Source organism: Catenibacterium sp. AM22-6LB (genome assembly GCF_003435615.1).
Lineage (GTDB): Bacteria > Bacillota_I > Bacilli_A > Erysipelotrichales > Coprobacillaceae > Catenibacterium > Catenibacterium mitsuoka_A.
On sequence record NZ_QTUM01000121.1, the window covers coordinates 1 to 493 of the forward strand.

Sequence of the window (493 nt, forward strand, 5' to 3'; positions counted from 1 at the left end):
AAGTGTGAAACAAAAATCAATCAAAACGTATAAAAAAAGACGAACTTAAAAACAAGTTTGAATAATTTAGAAAAAATAGAATAATTGAATATTATGGTTTAGTTAATTTAGAAACATCAAAACCTGATTTCTTAAGAAACTCAATTGCTGATTCTTCTGTTAAATCTTGTTGCTTTATAGGTGGCTTAGGATTTCTAAATGATTCATAATCTGAAGGATTAAAGGTCTCTCCAGTAAGAATCATATGGTATATACTGACAAGCATCATTCTTGCAATTGCGATAATGGCTTTTTTGTGGCCTCGTCTCTTTTTGATACGAGAATACTTGATTCCAAAATAGCCCTCCTTATCTTTGATTGCTCCAAGAGCACACTGAACTAATAAAGGTTTTAAATATTGACCTGCTTTAGAAATACGAACTGATTTTTTCTTATTAGCACTTTCGTTATTTGCAGGTGCTAATCCAGCCCAACAGGTTAGCTGTTTATCTGA

General features: G+C 31.4%; 1 protein-coding gene. It reads right to left on the minus strand.

Going from position 1 to position 493, the window contains the following annotated elements; all coding sequences use genetic code 11:
- Positions 1 to 91: 91 nt before the first annotated feature.
- Positions 92 to 493: transposase (locus DW269_RS12500; RefSeq protein ID WP_147321716.1), on the minus strand; the 402-nt coding region annotated here is incomplete at its 5' end.